This is a genomic window from Tepidiforma sp. (assembly GCF_026419595.1).
Classification (GTDB): Bacteria; Chloroflexota; Dehalococcoidia; order Tepidiformales; family Tepidiformaceae; genus Tepidiforma.
In genome coordinates this window covers 1-515 of the sequence record NZ_JANZZD010000143.1, presented here as the reverse complement: position 1 = coordinate 515, position 515 = coordinate 1, and the positions used below count along the sequence as shown (strand labels likewise).

Below are 515 nucleotides of genomic sequence, written 5' to 3'. Positions count from 1 at the left end.
GAGCGAGCGTGCTCGCGGCAGACGACCTCGCCGCCTCTGGCCTCGAGGTGCCGCCCCTGCTGCCCGAGACCCAGGCCGCTTTGGCGAAGGTCACCGCGGAAGCGGGCACGAGCATCCGCAACCCCATCGACACGACGAGTCTCTGGGAAGCGGAGGGGTTCGAGGCCACGATCCGCATCTGCGCGGAGGCGCCGAACGTTGACGCCATCCTCTATCACACCAGCTTCGGCATGGGGCCGATGGCGCGTCTGGGCGATGCCCGCAAACGTGCCGCGCAGCAGGCCGAAGCCCTTGCCCAGGTGCAAGAGCGGTTCGGCAAGCCTGTGGTAGTGGCCATCCGTCCCTCGCTTACGACGGAGGGCTTCGAGCAGGCGAACGAGTTCCAGGAGCTCTGCTGGCGGGGCGGCCTGGCCACGTTCCCGAGCATCACGCGGGCAGCCCACGCGCTCGGGCGCCTGCTCTGGTGGCAACGGCAGCACGAGGCCTGAGGGCGCGAACCTCGCGCCCCACCGGAT

The 515-nt window shown here is 70.1% G+C and carries 1 pseudogene; it reads left to right on the top strand.

Annotated elements, in window-relative coordinates:
* Positions 1-488: pseudogene (locus tag N2041_RS14845) on the top strand (hypothetical protein); the annotation flags it as partial.
* Positions 489-515: the final 27 nt, after the last annotated feature.